We start from the raw sequence: 17,966 nt of genomic DNA, 5'->3' as shown, positions 1-17,966 counted from the left end.
TGGGGGATGGCAGGCGGCATGACCTGGCGCTCAGTCGAACTCGCGGAACATCTCCTCGGGGATGATCGGCTGGTGGTAGGTGCACGATCCGGACAGCACGGTCGAGCCGTGCAGCCGGGAGAGGGGGATGAGCAGCTTCTCGCCCTCCTCCAGCGTGATCTTGTGCGTCACGTTGTTCCAGAAGTGCATCCGGCCGGACTCGACCATCACCAGGCGGTGGTCGTCGTGCACATGGGTGGTCGAGGTCTCGTCGCAGGTCTCCACGAACGTGTCGAGGTCGACGGTGATGTTCTCCTCGGTGATCTTGCGGTCGATCCGCACCGCCTTGTCCTGGTACTCCTCGATGCGGTCGGCCCAGGTGACCTGCTCGCCGAGGTCGCGGTTCCACAGGTCGGCCAGCCAGGCGGCGTCGGCGAAGCCGCGGTGGAACTCGCCGACGACCCCGGTGCCGAACCGCTCGACCAGCGGACCGAGCAGTTCCACGACGCGCTGCTCCAGCCAGTCGCCGGTCAGGTCGGGGATCCCGTCGAGGTAGGCGGGGCGGGCGCCGAGCCCGTCCTCGAACGCGGCGGCGTAGTGCGGCGCGGTGACGGCGCGGTCGATCTCGAACTGGGTCCAGGCGCCCAGGAAGGCGAACGCGTTCTCGTGGCTGCGCGCCAGGTGGAGCAGATGGTTGCCGCGGGCCAGCGAACTGCCCAGGTAGAGCTGCCAGTAGGCGGCCGCGCCGGTGGTGAGGCCGGCTGAGGCGAGCATCGCCCGGTAGTCCTCGGCGTCGCCGTCCCAGCTGCGATAGGCGTCCAGCAGCAGTCCGCGCAGGCCCGGATGCGCGAGGCCGTACTCGCCGACGGCCGCGCGTCCGATGGCGGCGTGCGCCGCCGGCACGAAGGCGCTCAGCTGCACCATCAGGAACGAGGCGGCCTCGCGGCGGCCCTTGGTGTCGGACACCGCCTCGCCGGCGCGGCCCGGCTCGGCGCGGCGCCGGTCGAGATAGGCGCGGGCGTGCGCGACCACGTCGGCGGTGCCGTTGCCGTCGAGCGGCGTGCGCACCTCGTCGAGCAGCGTGAACAGGTGCCGTTCGAGTACGGGTTGGGCGAGCGCGGACAGCGTGCGGTTGCGCGGGCTGTAGAACGCCTGCCTGCTCGCCGTGGCCGCGTCGTTGCCCTTCGGCGGCAGGTAGAGCAGGTCGGAGTCGTAGACGTTGCGCAGCATCCGGTGGCCGAGCAGCGCTGAGAGCAGCAGCGCCCGGTCGGCCGGCATCGGCCGGGAGTAGTCGAGCCACGCGAGGTCGTCGGGCCGCACCGGGCGCCGGTACGGGTTCTCCTCGGTCGTCAGCTCCTCCCACTCCGCGGCCCTGAAGGCGTCGTTGGCCGCGAACGCTCTGACGATCCCGTTGGCGTACTCCGGGTCGTCGCTGTCGAGCAGCGATGGCAGGTCGGCGAAAGAAGAGTTCACGACCGGTTCTTCCTTTCGGGAGGGGGCTCAGCTCGAACGCACTTAGGTTAGGCTAACCTAAGTTAAATAACAAGAGCCGCTCCGTGCGCAGGAGTTGATCCCCGCATCGGGCGGCTCAGGCTCTTGACCTTCGAAAGTAAGGTTAGGCTAATCTAACTACGCCGAAACCTGGATGCCCCGCCAGATCCGTGAACGCCATACGAGGAGCCCGACACGTGAACGTCTCCATGCCGACCACGCCCCCCGGACGGGCGCTGCCGCGCCGCGGCTTCCTGCTGTCCGCGGCCGGTGCGGCGACCGCCCTGGTGGCCGGCTGCTCCAACAGCTCGGCGAAGACCGCCGCCACGGCCGCGCCGAAGCAGGGCTTCCCGGTGACCATCCCCGGCAAGCTCGGGCCGACCAAGGTGGCGAACGCCCCGGCCCGCGTGGTGGCCTGCGGGTATCTGCGCGACACCGACCTGGCGCTGGCCCTCGGCGCGAACCTGGTCGGGTTCGGCAGGAACAGCACCTTCCCCACCGGGCTGGCTCCCTGGCAGAAGGCGAGCTCCCAGGCCAAGGGCTTCGACACCGTCAACGGGCTGCCGCTGACCACCATCGACCGGCTGCGCCCCGACCTCATCCTCGCCAGCGACGACTACGGGCTCGCCAAGGACTGGGCCACCCTCGGCAAGATCGCCCCGACTCTCGGCTACCTCAAGGGCGTCGGCGAGGACAGCTGGCAGCAGATGGCCACCCGGGCCGGCGCCGCGCTCGGCAAGAAGGACAAGGCCGCCGCGCTGGTCACCGAGGTCGAGCAGAAGATCGCGACCGTCAAGTCGCGGCACCCGGAGTTCGCCGGCAAGACCTTCACCTTCGGTCCCGTCGAGGGCAACGGCCAGATATTCACCACCAGCAGCGCCACCGACGCCAGCGCGACCTTCTTCCGGCAGCTCGGCTTCACCCTGGCGCCCGCCGTCACCCAACTGCCCGCCTCCGCCACGCCCGGCCGGTCCGAGATCAGCATGGAACGCCTCGACCTGCTCGACGCGGACGTGCTCATCCTCGCCTACCAGACCACCGCCGCGCAGAAGAAGCTCGAGGCGAACCCGCTGTTCAAGCGGCTGAAGGCGGTCGAGCGCGGCTCCTACATACCGCTGGACTTCCCCACCGCCATCGCGCTCGCTTTCCCCTCGGTGCTCAGCATCCCCTTCGGCCTTGACGCCACCGTGCCCAAGCTGGCCACCGCGGTCGCGAAGTCCTGACAGCACGTCACCTGCCCGCCCCTCCACGGCTGAGCCAGAACAGGGATCGAGAGGCTGATGAAAACGGACGCAACGATCACCGTCGCGAAACCGCCGCACCGCACCGTTCCACTGCCGGGCGATCCGGTCGCCCACGCCGCCGGCCTGCTGCGGCACGGACTCGACAAGACGCAGGTGCTCTACGAGAACCAGTCGGAGGTCCGGGTCGCGATCGGCGTGGCCGCCGAGGTGACGGCGACCGGCCGGGCCGTCATCTCGCGCGGCCCGGCCGGCGAACGCCGCGTCGAGCCCGACGGCGACCCGCTCGGCGCGCTGGCCGCGCTGCTCGCGGAGCTGCCGCTGGCCGGCTGGACCGGCTACGGCTGGGCCGCCTTCGAACTCGCCTACGCCCTGGCCGGGACCGCGACCACCGGCACGGAGCCGCTGCTGCGGGTCATCGTGCCGAGGATCGAGGTACGGTTCCGGTCCGGCGAGGCTCTGATCACCGCCGCGGACCCCGGCGAACTCGCCCTCGTCGCGGCACTCCTGGCAGCACCTCACAAGCCGGCCGAGCCGGAGTGCGCCCGCGTGCCCGTGCCCGTCCACACCCGCGACGAGCGCTATCTCGCCGCGGTCGCCGACTGCCTGCGGGCCATCACGGCGGGCGATCTGCAGAAGGTGGTGCTCTCCCGCGAGGTTCCGGTGCCGGGCCCGGTGGACTTCACCGGCAGCTACCTGGTCGGTCGGCGGCACAACACACCGGCGCGGTCCTTCGTCATCGACACGCCAGAACTGCGCGTGTTCGGCTTCAGTCCCGAGACCGTCGCGGAGATCGACGCCGACGGCACCGTACGCACCCAGCCGCTGGCCGGCACCCGCGCACGCACCGGGGACGCCGGGGACGACGAGCGGCTGCGCCACGACCTGACCACGGACGCCAAGGAGATCTTCGAGCACGCGGTGTCCGTCAAGCTCGCGCACGAGGAGCTCAGCCGGATCTGCCGGCCGGGCAGCACAGCGGTGTCGGAGTTCATGGCGGTCAAGGAACGCGGCAGCGTGCAGCACCTCGGGTCCACCGTGACGGGGCTGCTGCCGGAGGCCGAGGGCGCCGGCGCGGCGCAGGCCCGCACCTGGCGGGCCTTCGGCGCGCTCTTCCCCGCGGTGACCGCGTCCGGGGTGCCGAAGCAGGCCGCGTACCGGATGATCCGCGACCACGAGCCGAGCCCGCGCGGCCTCTACGCCGGGGCGGTGTTCAGCATCGACCACGCGGGGGCGCTCGACGCCGCGCTCGTGCTGCGCACGGCCTTCGGGGTCGGTGACCGGGTGTGGCTGCGGGCCGGCGCGGGGGTGGTGAGCGGGTCGCGGCCCGAGCGGGAGTTCACCGAGACCTGCGAGAAGCTCGACAGCGTGGCGCGGTATCTCGTCCGGCCCGCCGAGGACTGAGGGCCGCCCGCCGCTGACGGCTGATCCGTCGCGCGTCCGCCGAACGTCCGTGGTCCCGCAACCTGTTGGGTGCGGGACCACGGTCGTGTTCACTCCGCGGCGAGCGCGTCGGCCAGCTCCTCCGGGGACAAGGCGGCGATCTCCAGGGCGAGTTGTGCGATCTCCTCCCAGGCCGGGTCAGTTGAGAGCAGCGCCCGCGCCATCCCGGCGGCGGTACGGGAGTCGAGCACGGCCTGCACGCGCACCCCGTCGCTCTGGGTCAGATCGCGCAGCCTGGCCACGATCCGGGTGGCGAGCACCGAGTCGCCGCCGCTGCCCAGGAACTCGTCTTCCACACCGAGGTCGGGCGCGCGCAACTCCTCCCGCCAGACCATCAGCAGCAGCGTCTCCAGCGCAGTGTCCGGTTCCACGCGACCGGCGGGCTCTGCCGCCTCCCACAGCGCGGCCTCGACGGCGGCCCGGTCCGGCTTGCCGTTGCGGTTCAGCGGCAACGCGCCGCGCACGACCACCCGTTCGGGCACCATGTAGTCGGGCAGCAGCCGCTCGACACCGGCGCGCAGCGCGGCCTCGTCGAGACCGGGATCCGCCTCGGCCATCGCACGCAGCGAGCCGCCCCGCCGGGCCGAGCACGACACGACCGCGCGCCGGACCCCGGGCTGCGCGGCGAGCGCCGCCTCCACCTCGCCCAACTCGACCCGGTAGCCGCGCAGTTTGACCTGCTGGTCGGCCCGGCCGAGGAACTCCAGCACCCCGCCCGGCAGATAGCGCGCCATGTCACAGGTGCGGTACCAGCGCAGGCCCGCGTACTCCACGAACCGGTCGGCCGTGCGCACCGGATCGCCCCGGTAGCCGCGGGCCACCCCCGCGCCGCCGATCCACAGCTCACCGGCCACCCACTCGGGCCGGTCCCGGCCCTGCCGGTCCACGACCCGGCAGGCCACACCGTCGAGTGGAGCGCCGTACGGCACCGCCCGCCAGGCAGCAGGCAGCGCGGCCGGATCGGTCACCTCGTAGAACGTCGAGTGGATGGCCGTCTCGGTGGTGCCGCCGAGCCCGACGAACCGGCACCCGGGCACCCGCGCGGCCAGCCGCCCCGGCAGGTCGACACCGACCCAGTCACCGCCGAGCAGCACCAGCCGCAGCGTGTCGCCGATCCCGTCACCCGGCTCGGCGGGCCCGCTGCCCTCGGCGGCGACCAGCAGCATGTCGAGCAGCACCGGCACGCAGTTGAGCACGGTGACCCGGTGCCGTCGCACGAGTGCCGCCCAGGCCCGCGCGTCAGGCCGCTCCGCCTCAGCGACCACCACGACGGCGCCGCCCACGGACAGCGGCGCGAAGACGTCGAACACCGACAGGTCGAACTCCATCGCCGACACGCCGAGCGTGCGGTCGGCGGCGCCGATGCCGTACCGGGCGGTCAGGTCGGCGAGCGTGTTGAGCGCGGCGCGGTGGTCGATCTCGACGCCCTTGGGCTCGCCGGTCGAGCCCGAGGTGAACAGGACGTAGGCGGGCGGGATGCCGCCGTCCCCACCGGACCAGGGGCGGGACAGCGGCTCCGGATGGGCGAGCGCGGTACGGGCGCCGATCGCCGTGGCCCCGTTCGCGGCGGCGGACGCCCGGTCGGTGACGATGACCCGGCAGCCGGACAGCTCCATGATCCGGTGCAGCCGGGCGTCCGGCTGGTCGGTGCCGATCGGCAGATACGTGCACCCCGCGGCCAGCGCGCCCAGCACGGCCGCGATCTGATCGGGCCCCTTGGGCAGGCTCACCGCGACGGTGTCGCCGGGCGAGGCGCCCGCGGCCCGCACCGCGCCCGCCACCCGCAGCGCGCGGTCCGCCAACTCGGCGTAGCTCCACACCCCGTCGGCCCCCCACAGCAGCGCGGGCGCGTCCGGCGTACTCCAGGCGTGAGCGAAGAAGCCGCCGTGCAGCAGCCCTTTGACCGCCTCCCTTTCGACGGTCTCGGGACGTCCGCGGGCGCCGAACTGCTCTGACGGCAACAGGTCCGTGACGGGACGCGTCCAGGCCGCGGGGTTCTCGGTCAGCTCGGCCAGCAGCCCGGTGAAGGCGGCGAACATCGCGTCGGCCACGCCGGGCAGCAGCAGGTTCTCGCGGACGTCCCAGTTCACCAGGACCCCGCCGCGCACCTCTGTGACCTGGGCGTCGAGCACGACCTGCGGCCCCTGGGAGATCATCCACACCGGCTCGCCGAAGGCGTCCGTCACCTCGGGCGCGAACAGCTCACCCAGGCCGAGCGCGCTGGTGAAGACGACGGGTGCGACGACGGGGGAGCCGGTCGCGCGGCCCAGCTCGCGCAGCAGGTGCACACCGGAGAACGCGGTGTGCCGGGCGCGCTCGTGCGCCTGCGCCTGGAGCCGCCGAGCGCGCTCGGCGAACGGCTCGGGACGTGACACGTCGGCGCTCAGCAGGATCGACGAGGTGAAGTCCCCGACCAGCCCCGGCACCGCCGCGTCCAGCGGCTCCCGGTCGAACACCGGCACGTTGAGCAGGAACGCGGGCTCCGTGCTCCACGCGCCGACCACCTCGGCGTAGGCGGTGGCGAAGGCCATCGCGAGCGTGACGCCGTGCGCGCGGGCCCGGGCGGCCAGCAGGTCGCGCTCCCGCGCGCCGAGCTGACGGGCCCGGCGGCCGACGCGCTCGACACGGGTGGCGTGCGGGTCGGTCGGCAGCTCCGGCGCGCCGGGCAGTGTGTCGAGCCGCTGCCGCCACCAGTCCTCGGCGGCCTCGACGGCCGGCGCCGAGGCGGCGGCCCGGTCGCGCAGGTAGTGCCGGTAGCCGTAGTGAGGCGCCGCGGGCAGCGCGGCACCGGTCACGTAGCAGCGGGCCAGCTCGGCGAGCAGCAGCCGGTAACTGCGGGCGTCGGCCGCCACCATGTCCACGTCCACGGCGACCCGGGTGCGTCCGCCCGGCAGCAGGACGACTCCGATGTCGAAGACCCGCCCGTCCTCGATGGGCAGCGCCTGGTGCGAACGGGTCTGCCGCAGCCGTTCCAGCTCGCGTGCGGCCTCCTCTCCCGTCGCCTCCCGGAGGTCCGTCACGGTCACCGGCGGGAACGGGCGCTCGGGCAGTAGGCGCTGCCGGCCGTCACCGGTGACCTGGACCCGCAGCATCGCGTGCCGTTCGACCAGTTCCTCGACGGCTCGGGCGAGCCGGTCGGGGGAGACGCCGGAGCCGTCGAACTCGGTGTAGAGGTGGGCCGCGACGCCGCCGAGACGCTGGCCCGGCTCGCGGCCGATCCAGTAGGCGTGCTGGAGCGGGGCGAGCGGGAATTCGGCGTCCTCCGTGTCTCCGGCGCTCTCTCGGCCGGGGTCCGGCCCGGCGGACGGCACGCCGTCCGATGGGTCGGCGGCCAGCATCAGGTCGTGCCAGCCGGCCAGGGTGGGCCGGGACGCGAGCTCGCCGAAGGACACGGCGACACCGGCCCCGCGCCAGCGCGCGGCGAGCCGCATCAGGCCGATCGAGTCGAGCCCCCACTCGAAGAGGTTGTCGGACGGGGCCGGGACCTCGCCGTCGTCGGTCAGCAGGACGCGCACCTCGTCGAGCAGGGCCTCGACGGTGCCGGCTTCGCTCATGTCGCGGGCTCCGAATCATGTGTCGCGGGTGGGGTGGCGGACGGGGCCGGGGCCGCGAACCGCCGCTGGAGGCGGGCCAGTTGGTCGTCGGACACGGCGACCAGGTCGAGGTCCGGCGGCGGTGGCGCGGGCTCGTCGGGGGCCACCGCGGCCTGCCGGATGTGCGCGAGCAGTCCGCGTACCGCCTCGGCCCAGCAGTCGGCGAGCCGCTCGACGTCCGGCGCGGGCAGCAGTTCGGGCAGATAGGTCCACGACACGCGCAGCCGGGCCGTGCCGAGTTCGGCGTCCACGGCGGCGTTGACGTCGAGCACGTGGGCCACCGGCATGGCCGGATCGCCTGCGCCGCCGAGCGGCCCTGCCGAGGAGTCGAGCGACCAGTCCTCGTCGCCGCCGGTGAACCGGCCCAGGTAGTTGAAGCCGATCAGCGGTTCCGGCAGTTCGGCGAGTGCGGCGGTGCTCTCGCCGCCCGCGTAGCGCAACAGTCCGTAATCGAGGCCGTGATCGGGCAGCCCGCCGACCGTCTCGCCGACGCGGCGGAGGAGTTCACCGGCCGCCGGACCACCGGCGAAGACGTCCTCCAGGTCGAGGCCGCAGGTGTCGAGCCGGACGGGGAAGGCCGTGGTGAACCAGCCGACCGTACGGGTGAGGTCGGCGCCCGGCATCACCTGCTCCTCGCGACCGTGCCCTTCGAGCCGGACGAGAGGCTCCGGCTCGATCCCGGTACGGGCCAGCGCCGCGGCCAGTGCGGCCAGCAGCAGGCGCTGCGTGTCGAGTCGCGCGCCCGGCCCGCCGGAACCGGCGACGAGCAGCGCCTCCCGGGTCAGATCGGCCGGCAGACGGGTCACGGCCTTGCGAGTGGCGCCGAGCACATCGCGCTCGGCCGAGAGCGGCCTCCCGGCGAGCCGCGGCGCCGCCCCGGCCAGTACCTTGCGCCACACGGCGAGCCGGCCGGCCGGATTCGCGACGGACCCGGCGGCGCCCAGCGCCCAGGCCCGAAACGACGTGCCGACGGCGTCAAGCCGTACCGTCCGCCCCGCGCGCACGTCCTCGTACGCGACGGCCAGATCCTCCAGAAGCACCCGCCAGGACACCCCGTCAACGACGAGGTGATGCGCCACGAGCAGCAACCGCCCTTGCCGCCCTGCTCCACCGTCACACCAGACGGCCCGCAGCATCCGTCCCGAGTACGGATCGAGCAGCGCCGCCTCGCGCCGGACCTCGGCTTCGGGATCGGGTATCCCGGTGACGCAGCGGAGCAGTTGGCCGTCTGTGTCGTTGCCCTCGGGCGGGGGTTCGGCCGCTGCTTCCCCGTTTACGCCAGGCGGTAGTTGGCCATCGGCATCGGTGCCGTTGGCGATCCGCCGGGTGTCGGCTGCGGTTACTTGAGGTGCGCGGTCGGGCAGTTGGCTGCCGGCGTCGGTGTTGTCGTCCGCGTGCCGGGCCACTGCCGTCGTCCCGGCTGCCCCGGCGCTGCCGCGCGGCGATCGGGTGCCGTCGTCCGCGGGCTGGACCACAGACTCGGGCAACCCGCTTGTACGGCGCGGCAGTTGGCCGTCGTCGCTCACCGGCTCGACCCGCAGGCGCAGCGGCGCGCCGTCCGTCACCTCGGGGTCCGGCTCCAGTCGGGCCCGGAGCATGTCGTGCGTGCGAACGAGGGCGTGCAGTGCGCCGGTCAGCCATTCGGGCCTCGCCCCCGCCGGTGTTCGTACGATCACCGACTGGGCGAAGCCCGCTACGGGGCCGCCGCGGTCGAGCAGCCGGCGCATGATCGGGGTCAGCGGAATCGGGCCGGTGGCCGGGGTGGCGCTCACCTCCGGAGCCCGCGCCGGCAGGGCATCGGCTACGAGGGCCAGCGCAGCGGGAGTTGGCGCCTCGAAGACCTGGCGGGGTGTGCAGCGCAGCCCTGCGGCTCGGGCCAGGGTGACCAGCCGCAGCGACATGATGCTGTCGCCGCCGAGCGCGAAGAAGTTGTCGTCGGGACCGGCCGAGGGCAGGCCGAGCACCTCGGCGAACAACCGGCACAGCACCGTCTCACGATGCCCGCGAGGTGACCGGCCGGCCGATGCCGGCACCCGCGTCGGAGCCGGCAGCGCGCGCCGGTCCACCTTGCCCGATGACGTCAGCGGCAGCGCGTCCAGTACGACGATGGAGCCGGGCACCGACGGCCCCGGAAGCACCTGGCTGAGCGCCTCGCGCAACGCGGCCGGGTCCGGAGCACTCGCGCCGGTATCCGCCGCCGGGACCACGTATCCGACCAGCCAGGTGCCGTTCGGCCCGTCGTCCCGCGGCAGTACCGCCGCCGAGCCGACCTCCGGCAGCGCGGCGAGCGCGGCCTCCGCCTCGGCGGGTTCGACGCGGACGCCGCGAATCTTGACCTGGTCGTCGCCGCGCCCCAGGTATTCCAGCGCGCCGCCCGGCAGCGTTCGCACGATGTCGCCGGTGCGGTAGAGCCGTGAGCCGTCGGCGGCGAAGGGGTCGGCGACGAAGTGGGCCGCCGTCAGACCGGGCTCGTCCAGGTAGCCGCGGGCCAGTTGCACCCCGCCGAGGTACAGCTCGCCCGGCACACCGGGCGGCGCGGGCCGCAGCGAGCTGTCCAGGACGTGGACGGTGGTCCCGGCGACCGGACGCCCGATGGGCACCGTCGCCGCGGCCTTCGCACCGGCCGGCACGGGCTCGTACGGTGCCGCGGTGACGTCGATGGTCGCCTCGGTCGGGCCGTAGAGGTTGTGCACCTCGGCCCCGAGCAGCGCGGCGGCCCGCGCCGCCAGATCCGTCGGCAGCGCCTCGCCGCTGCACAGCACCCGGCGCAGTGGGGGAGCACCGGCCGGGTCGCCGTCGTCGAGATACGCCCGCAGCATCGACGGGACGAAGTGAACGGTCGTCACACCCTCCGCGCGGATCAACTCGCCCAGATAGCCGGGGTCCTGGTGCCCGCCGGGCTCCGCGACGACCAGCGCGGCGCCGACCGTGAAGGGCAGCAGCAGCTCCCACACGGACACGTCGAAGCCGATCGGCGTCTTGTGCAGCAGCACGTCCGCAGGACCGATGCCGTACGCGTCGGCCATCCAGGCCAGCCGGTTGCCGAGCCCCTGCCGGGTCAGCACCGCGCCCTTGGGTTCGCCGGTCGAGCCGGAGGTGTTCAGGACGTAGGCGGCCTGTCCCGGCAACACTGCGGAACGGACCCCTGCGGGGGCCTGCTCAAATGCCCGCTCGTCGTAAGGCAGTTCGTCCAGGAACAGCAACTCCACGTCCCCGTGCGGCAGTCCGGCCGCCGCCTCCCGTGTCGTCAGCACCAGCACCGGCCGCGCCCGGGCAAGCATCCGGCCCAACTGGGCCGGCGGTCGGCCCGGATCGAGCGGCATGAAGGCCGCATTACACCGCAGCACCGCCTGCACGGCGGCGACGAGATCCGCCCCGCGTGGCAGCGCGATCCCGACCAGCCGCTCGGGGCCGGCGCCCCGCGCGGCGAGGATCTCCGCCAGCTGCCGCGAGCGGGCGGCCAGCCAGGCGTAGTCGTACCGCACGCCACCAGCACTGATCGCCGTCGCGTGCGGTGCCCGTGCCGTGACCCGGTCGATCGCGTCGAGTACGTCCTCCTGATACGCGGGCGTTCCGGAGCGGGTGCCGGGCAACTCACCGGGCAGCAGCGGGTCGAGCGTCGCCAGCGGCGCGTCGGGACGGTCCGCGACCCGTCCGAGCAGTGCGCGCAGCCGCTCGCCGATCGCCTCGACCCGGTCGCGGCCCAGCGCGGCGCCCCGGTGCCGCAGTCGTACGGTCAGGTCGGCGCCCGGCTCGACCAGCACGGTCAGCGGGTAGTGGGTGTCGTCCGACGAGTCGACGCCCAGCAGGTCGAGGCCGCCGCGCCGCGCGGTCGCGGCCAGGGCGGACCGGTCGGCCGGGTAGTTCTCGAACACCAGCAGTGTGTCGAAGAGTTCGGCGCCGCCGGCCTGCCGCTGGATCTCGGCCAGCCCGAGGTGCTGGTGGTCGAGCAGTTCAGACTGCTCCGCCCGCAGCCGCCCGAGCAGTTCGGCGAACGACAGACCGGGCTGGGCGCGCACCCGTACCGGCACGGTGTTGATGAACAGCCCCACCGTCCCCTCGGCGCCAGGCAGTTCGGGCGGCCGGCCGGACACCGTGATGCCGAACACCGCGTCCGGTCCGCCGGTCAGCAGGCCGAGCAGGACGCCCCAGGCGGCGGACAGCAGCGTGCCCAGGGTGACACCCCGCTCGCGCGCCAACGCGTCCAGCCGGCCGGTCAGTTCGGGGCCCAGCGGCAGCCGGTGCTCGGCGGCGATCTGGTACGGCGCCGGATCCGGTTCGCCCGCGAGCCGCGTCGGCCCCGGCAGCCCGTCCAGCGCGCGCCGCCAGGCGGCAGCGGCGGCCTCCGCGTCCAGGCCCGCCAGCCGGCGCAGATGCGCCGAGAACTGCCCGGCCGGCGGCGGCAGCCGGTCACCGGCGTAACCCGCGAGCAGATCGTTCACCAGCAGCGGCAGCGACCAGCCGTCGAACAGCAGGTGGTGGTTGGTGAGGAGCAGCCGGTGCTCCAGCGGACCGCACCGTGCGAGGACCGCGCGCAGCAACGGCGCGCGGCGGGTGTCGAACGGCTCGGCGCGCTGCCGTTCGACCAGGTCCGCCCAGCGCTCCTCTCGCTCCGTGGGCGTCAGGCTGCTCAGGTCCTCCTCCCGCCACGGCACGGCCACCTCCGCGGCCAGCCGCTGCACCGGCGCGCCGTCCGGCCCGTCGACGAAGGACGCCCGCAGGCTCTCGTGCCGGCGCGGCAGGCTGTCGACGGCCGCACGCAGCACCGTCGCGTCCAGTTCGCCGCCGAGCCGCAGCGTGAGCTGAGCGATGTACGCCTCGCCGCCATCGCCGGACAGCGCGTGGTAGAGCAGGCCCTGCTGCAACGGCGACAGCGGAAGATCCGCGCCCTTCTCCTCGGGCACGGCGCCGGGTGAGGCCGCCTCCGGCGCCGCTTCCGCGCGCGCGGCGAGACCGGCGACGGTCGGCGCGGCGAACACGTCACGCACCGTCAGCCGCAGCCCGGCCGCGCGGGCCGCCGACACCAGCTGGATCGACAAAATGCTGTCGCCGCCGAGCCGGAAGAAGTCCTCCTCCACGCCGACCGCGTCCAGCCCGAGCAGCCGCGCGAGCAAGTCGCTCAGCAGTGACTCGCGCGCGTCGCGCGGCGGACGGGAGACCGTGCCGCCGCGCGTGGGCGCGGGCAGCGCGGCACGGTCGACCTTGCCGGAGGGCAGCAGCGGCAGGCTCTCCAGCGCGGTGATCGACGCGGGCACCAGGTGGGCGGGCAGCCGCTCAGCGAGCCAGTCGCGCAGCACGTCCTCCTCCACGGGCACGGTGCCTGCCACGTGGTAGGCGGCGAGCCTGGTCGTCCCGCCCTCGGTACGCGCGACCACCGCGGCGCGCCGCACCCCGGGATGCCCGGACAGCGCGGCCTCGACCTCCTCCGGTTCGACCCGCATCCCGCGGATCTTGACCTGGTTGTCGATCCTGCCGAGGAACTCCAGCGTGCCGTCCACGAGCCTGCGGCCCAGGTCGCCGGTGCGGTAGAGGCGCGAGCCGTCGGCGGCGAACGGATCGGCGACGAACCGCTCGGCGGTACGGCCGGGTTCGCCGACGTAGCCGCGTGCCAGCGGGAGGCCGCCGAGGTAGATCTCGCCCGGCAACCCGACCGGTACCGGGCGCAGTTGGGCGTCCAGCAGGTGGATCACCGTGTTCGGATTGGCGCGGCCGATGGTGACGGCGCCGCGCTCCAGCCCCGGCCGGTAGATCTCGTGGCTCACCCCGATGGTCGCTTCGGCCGGGCCGTAGCCGTGGTAGAGCGTGGCATCCAGGGCGGCGCGGAACCGGGCGAAGAGCGCGGGCGTCAGCACCTCACCGCCGCACCAGACGTGCCGCAGGCAGCCCAGCCCCGCCGCGCGCTCGGTGCCGAGCATGACGTCGAGCAACGAGGACGTGAGGTAGGCGAAGGTGACGCGGCGCGCGGCGATCAGCCCGGCCAGCGCCTCGGCGTCGTGCTCGTCGCCCGGCGGGCACACCACCAGCGTCGCGCCGGTGACCAGCGGCAGGAAGATCTCGTTGACCGAGATGTCGAAGCCGAGCGGCGCCTTGAACAGCGCAGCGTCGCCGGGGCCGAAGTCGAGCAGCCGGCGCTGCCACAGCAGCCGGTTGGCTATCGCGCCGTGCCGGATCATCGCGCCCTTGGGCGTGCCGGTCGACCCCGAGGTGTACATGACGTACGCGAGGTTGTCCGGGTGCAGCCGGGGGAGTCCCGCGTCCTCCGACTCGGCGCCCTCCGTCGAGGGGACGGCCGCGACACCGAGCTCGGCGAAGGCGCGGGGATCCTGGGAGATCACCAGCGCCGGCGCCGACGTCCGCACCACCTCGGCGATCCGCTGCCACGGCCAGGCCGGTTCCAGCGGTACGAAGGCCCCGCCTGCCCGCAGCACGGCGAGCAGCGCCACCACCATCTCGGCCGAACGTTCCAGATGGACGCCGACGCGGGCCTCAGGTCCGATCCCTCGCGCCGTCAGGGCGGCCGCCAACCGCCTCGTTCGTAGGTCGAGTTGGGCGTAGCTCAGCTTCTCCTTCCCGTACACGACCGCGACCGCGTCCGGGGTGGCGGCGGCCTGAGCGGCGAACAGTTCGGGCAGGCTCGCGGCGCTGACCGGCTCGGCGGTGGCGTTCCACTCCTCGACCAGTCGGCGGCGGTCCGCCTCGGGCTGGTGCTCGATGCGCGACAGGCCGCGATCGGGGTCGGCCGCCGCCTCCTGCGCCAGCCGGCCCAGCTCGCGGCCCAGCCGCTCGGCGGTCGCACGGTCGAACCGCGCGGTGCTGTAGCGGATCACCACCTGCGGCCCGTCGGCCGATTCGGCGTCGGCGACGGTGAAGCTGAGGTCGAACTTGGCGACGTCCAGCCGGGTGGGCAGCGGCTCATCGGTGACGCCGGGCAGCCGCAGCGCGGCCGGCGGCCTGTCGTTGTAGAGCAGCATGGTCTGGAAGAGCGGGTTGCGGCCGAGCACGCGGGCCGGGGCGAGGAGTTCGACGACCCGCTCGAAGGGCAGGTCCTGGTGGTCGAACGCGCTGAGGTCGGCCTCGGCCAGCCGGCGGGTCAGCTCGGCGAACGTCGGCTCGCCCGACAGGTCGGCACGCAGCACCACGGTATTGACGAACAGGCCGATCACACCGGCCAGTTCGGCGCTGCCGCGCCCCGAGACGGGGGTGCCGAGCGGCACGTCGGTACCGGCGCCGTTGCGCGAGAGCAGCAGGGCGACCAGCGCGTGCCACACGGCGAACGGCCCGACGCCGAGCTGGCCCGCCAGGGCGCGCAGCGCGGTCGCCACGGTCCTGGGCAGCGGCACGGCCACCGCCTCGCCGGCCTGGTCGGGCTCCGTCGGCCGGGCCCGGTCGGCGGGCAGCGCGATCTCGTCCGGCAGATCACGCAGCGCCTCCCGCCAGAACGCACGCTGCCGCGCCATCTCCGCGCCGTCCGCCACCGCCGTCAGAGCGTGCCGCTGCCAGCGCGCGTAGTCGGCGTAGCGCACCGGCGGGCCGGTGAAGACGGGCGCCCGCCCGGCGGCCCGCGCCCGATAGGCGAGCGCGAGGTCGGCGCAGAGCACCGACTCCGACCACTCGTCGAACACCAGGTGGTGCAGCACCAGCAGCAGCACGTAGCCGCCGTCACCGCGCGCGAACAGCGTGGCACGCAGCGCGGGCTCGTCCTCCAGCCGAAAGACATACCCCAACTCGGCCTCGATTACGGCATCCAGGCCGTCGCCCGCCGGTCCGTGCGCCGGGCCATCCGTCGGACCGCCTGCCGAGCCGAGCGCTGGGCCTTCCGTCAGATCGCTTGCCGCGCGGGCCGCCGGGCCTCCTGCCACGCCATACACCGGGCCGTCCTCCGGACCACGTGCCGGGCCGGGCGCCGCGTGTTCCGCAGGATCGCCTGCGAGGCCGTCCGCCGGGCTTCCTGCTGGGACGTGCACAGTGCCGCCCGCCGAACTTCCTGCCGGGCCGTCGGCAGCGTCGTGCGCCGAGGGGTCCGCCGGGCTGGCTGCCGAGGCGAGCGCTGGGCCGTCCGCCGGACCGGCTCCCGCGACGTGCACCCGGCCGTCCGCCGGGCCGTCCGCCAGACCGCCCGAAAGACTCCGCACGCGCAGATCGGCCCCGCGCCCCAGCGCCTCGGCCACCGTCAGCACCTGGTGCCGTACGACGCCCTCCCGCTCCTCGAAGATTCCCCGCAGCAGCTCGTGCCGACCGATCACGTCCGCCAGCGCCGCGCGCAAAGCCACCGGATCGAGCGCGCCGGACAGCCGGCGGCCCAGCGCCACGTTGTAATCGGCCGACGGCCCGCTGCCCGCCCGGAGGAACCACAGCGCCTGCTGCCCGGCCGAGAGCGGATCGCCGTCGGGGGAGGCAGCCGACGGGGTGACCGTTCGCCAGTCCGGTGCCGTGCCGCGCGGGCCGAGGGCGTCGGCGAGGGCGGCCGGGGTGCGCAGGGTGTGGACGTCCCGCAGTGAGATGTTCGCGCCGAGCGCGGCGCGCAGGCGCGCGACCAGCCGGGTTGCCAGCAGCGAGTTGCCGCCGAGCGCGAAGAAGTCGCCGCCGCGGTCGATCGCGTCGGCCGGCTGCTCGAGCAGCTCCGCCATCGTCGCCCGGACCAGCCCCTCCACCTCCGGCGCGGTCCGGCCGGTCGAAGCGGCCGTCATCGCCCGTTCCGCTTCCGCGCCGGTCGGCAGCGCCGCGACCGACAGCCGGGACACGGGAGTTCGCGGGGCGGCCGTCGCCTGCCGCAGTAGCCCCCGCAGCTCGTCGAGCAGCGCGTCGATCCGCGCCTCGGAGAAGAGCCCTGCGGCGCAGGTCGCCTCGATCTCCAGCTCGCCGTCGATCAGGAACGCCTCGAAGGACAGGTCGAACTGCGCGGTGCCGTTGTACACGGTGCGCCACCCGCCGCGCAGGCCGGGCAGCCTGGGGCCGGTCAGATCCTGCGTGAGGAAGAGCAGCATGACGTTGAAGAGGTCGCCGCGATGGTTCGCCGCCGCGCCCTCCGTCTGCCGCAGCCGGGCCACGACCTGGTCGTAGGGCGCGTCCTGGTGCGCGAACGCCTCCGCGCGCACCTCGTCCGCGCGGCGCAGCACCTCGTCGAAGTCCGGATCGCCGGCCAGGTCGAGCCGCAGCACCAGCGTGTTGCCGAAGTTGCCGACCAGCGCCTGCGCGGCGGCGGTGTCCCGGTTCATGCCGGCCGAGCCGATCGGCAGGTCGGTGCCGGCGCCGTGCCGGTGCAGCAGGACGCCGACTCCCGCGAGCAGCAGGGTGAACGGCGTGACCCGCCGCCCCGCGGCGAACTCGACCAGCGCGCCGGTCTCGGCCGCCGGGAGCACGACCGACCGGCGCCGGCCGCCTGTGTCCCCCGGCCGGTCGGCCGGCAGCCGCAGCGGCCCGGGCAGCCCGGCGAGCCGGCCCGCCCAGTGGTCGAGATCGGCGGACGCCCGAGGGCCCTGACCGGCCGCGACCTCGGCGTACCGCGGCACCAAAGGCTCCACGGCACGGTCGGTGCGGCCCGCCGCCGCGTACCCGGCACCGATCTCCGCCGCGATGACCGGCCAACTCCCGCCGTCCCACGCGATGTGATGCACCACCAGGCCGAGCACGTGCTCGTCGTCGCCGGTACGCCACAGCGCCGTGAGCATCGGCCAGTCACGTGTCAGGTCGAAGCGGTGGCCGGCTAGCCGGGCGAGGGCCGCGTCCAGCCGCGCCGCGGGCCGCTCCCGCAGGTCGGTCACGGGCAGCGGCAGCGCGGCCGGCTCCGGCGGCGGGTCGGCGATCTGCCGCGGCAGCTCGTCGGCGCCCGTGACGTACCGGGTACGCAGCTGGTCGTGCCGGACGACCAGCGCCCACAGGGCGTGCCGCAGCGCGGGTACGTCCAGCTTGCCGGAGAGCGTGACGGCCAGGCAGACGTTGTAGGCCGCGCCGGTCGGATCGAGGCGCTGCGCCAGCCACATGTGCCGCTGCCCCGCGCTGAGCGGAGCGGGCCCGCCGCCGGCCCCCGGTGCCTGGTGCCGGTCCTGGCGGCGGCCGAGGCCGCCTGCCGCCAGCCGGCGGCGCAGCAGTGCCCGCCGGAGCTCGGCCGTCTCGTCGTTGTCCACTCCGGACTCACCCTCCTGGGGGTTCACGTGGATCGTGTCCCGTCCGCCTCTCGCGGCGCACGGGCACCGGCGGCGCGCGGCGCGCGCCACCGGAT

At 74.3% G+C, this 17,966-nt stretch carries 5 protein-coding genes; 2 read left to right on the top strand and 3 right to left on the bottom strand.

Features of this window, described 5'->3' with window-relative positions; all coding sequences use genetic code 11:
- Nucleotides 1-30 precede the first annotated feature (30 nt).
- Entirely contained in the window at nucleotides 31-1,452 is a 1,422-nt protein-coding gene (locus tag ACQPW6_RS00595; RefSeq protein WP_433887492.1) for a hypothetical protein, read from the bottom strand.
- A 215-nt stretch (nucleotides 1,453-1,667) separates the two neighbouring features.
- Between ACQPW6_RS00595 and ACQPW6_RS00590 the strand changes: the two genes are divergently transcribed.
- Both ACQPW6_RS00590 and ACQPW6_RS00585 read left to right on the top strand, forming a co-directional pair.
- Nucleotides 1,668-2,693, top strand: a complete 1,026-nt coding sequence (locus ACQPW6_RS00590; RefSeq protein ID WP_433887491.1) for an ABC transporter substrate-binding protein — start codon at nucleotides 1,668-1,670, stop codon at nucleotides 2,691-2,693.
- Nucleotides 2,694-2,750: 57 nt separating this feature from the next.
- Nucleotides 2,751-4,115 (top strand): salicylate synthase, encoded by a 1,365-nt coding sequence (locus tag ACQPW6_RS00585; RefSeq protein ID WP_433887490.1) that lies wholly within the window; start codon nucleotides 2,751-2,753, stop codon nucleotides 4,113-4,115.
- 89 nt (nucleotides 4,116-4,204) lie between these two features.
- Here the strand turns inward: ACQPW6_RS00585 and ACQPW6_RS00580 are convergent, their stop codons facing one another.
- Entirely contained in the window at nucleotides 4,205-7,708 is a 3,504-nt protein-coding gene (locus tag ACQPW6_RS00580; RefSeq protein WP_433887489.1) for an amino acid adenylation domain-containing protein, read from the bottom strand.
- Nucleotides 7,705-17,898 (bottom strand): amino acid adenylation domain-containing protein, encoded by a 10,194-nt coding sequence (locus ACQPW6_RS00575; protein WP_433887488.1) that lies wholly within the window; start codon nucleotides 17,896-17,898, stop codon nucleotides 7,705-7,707. The genes ACQPW6_RS00580 and ACQPW6_RS00575 overlap by 4 nt, the downstream gene beginning before the upstream one ends.
- Nucleotides 17,899-17,966 lie beyond the last annotated feature (68 nt).

It is taken from the genome of Streptomyces sp. CA-111067, assembly GCF_050956065.1.
Lineage (GTDB): Bacteria > Actinomycetota > Actinomycetes > Streptomycetales > Streptomycetaceae > Actinacidiphila.
Note: the sequence above shows the minus strand (reverse complement) of the source record. Positions and strands in the feature narration are given on the sequence as shown.

Coding starts and splice junctions, on each gene's coding strand:
- ACQPW6_RS00585 (WP_433887490.1), top strand. CDS start 2,751: ATGAAAACGGACGCAACGATCACCGTCGCGAAACCGCCGCACCGCACC.
- ACQPW6_RS00580 (WP_433887489.1), bottom strand. CDS start 7,708: ATGAGCGAAGCCGGCACCGTCGAGGCCCTGCTCGACGAGGTGCGCGTC.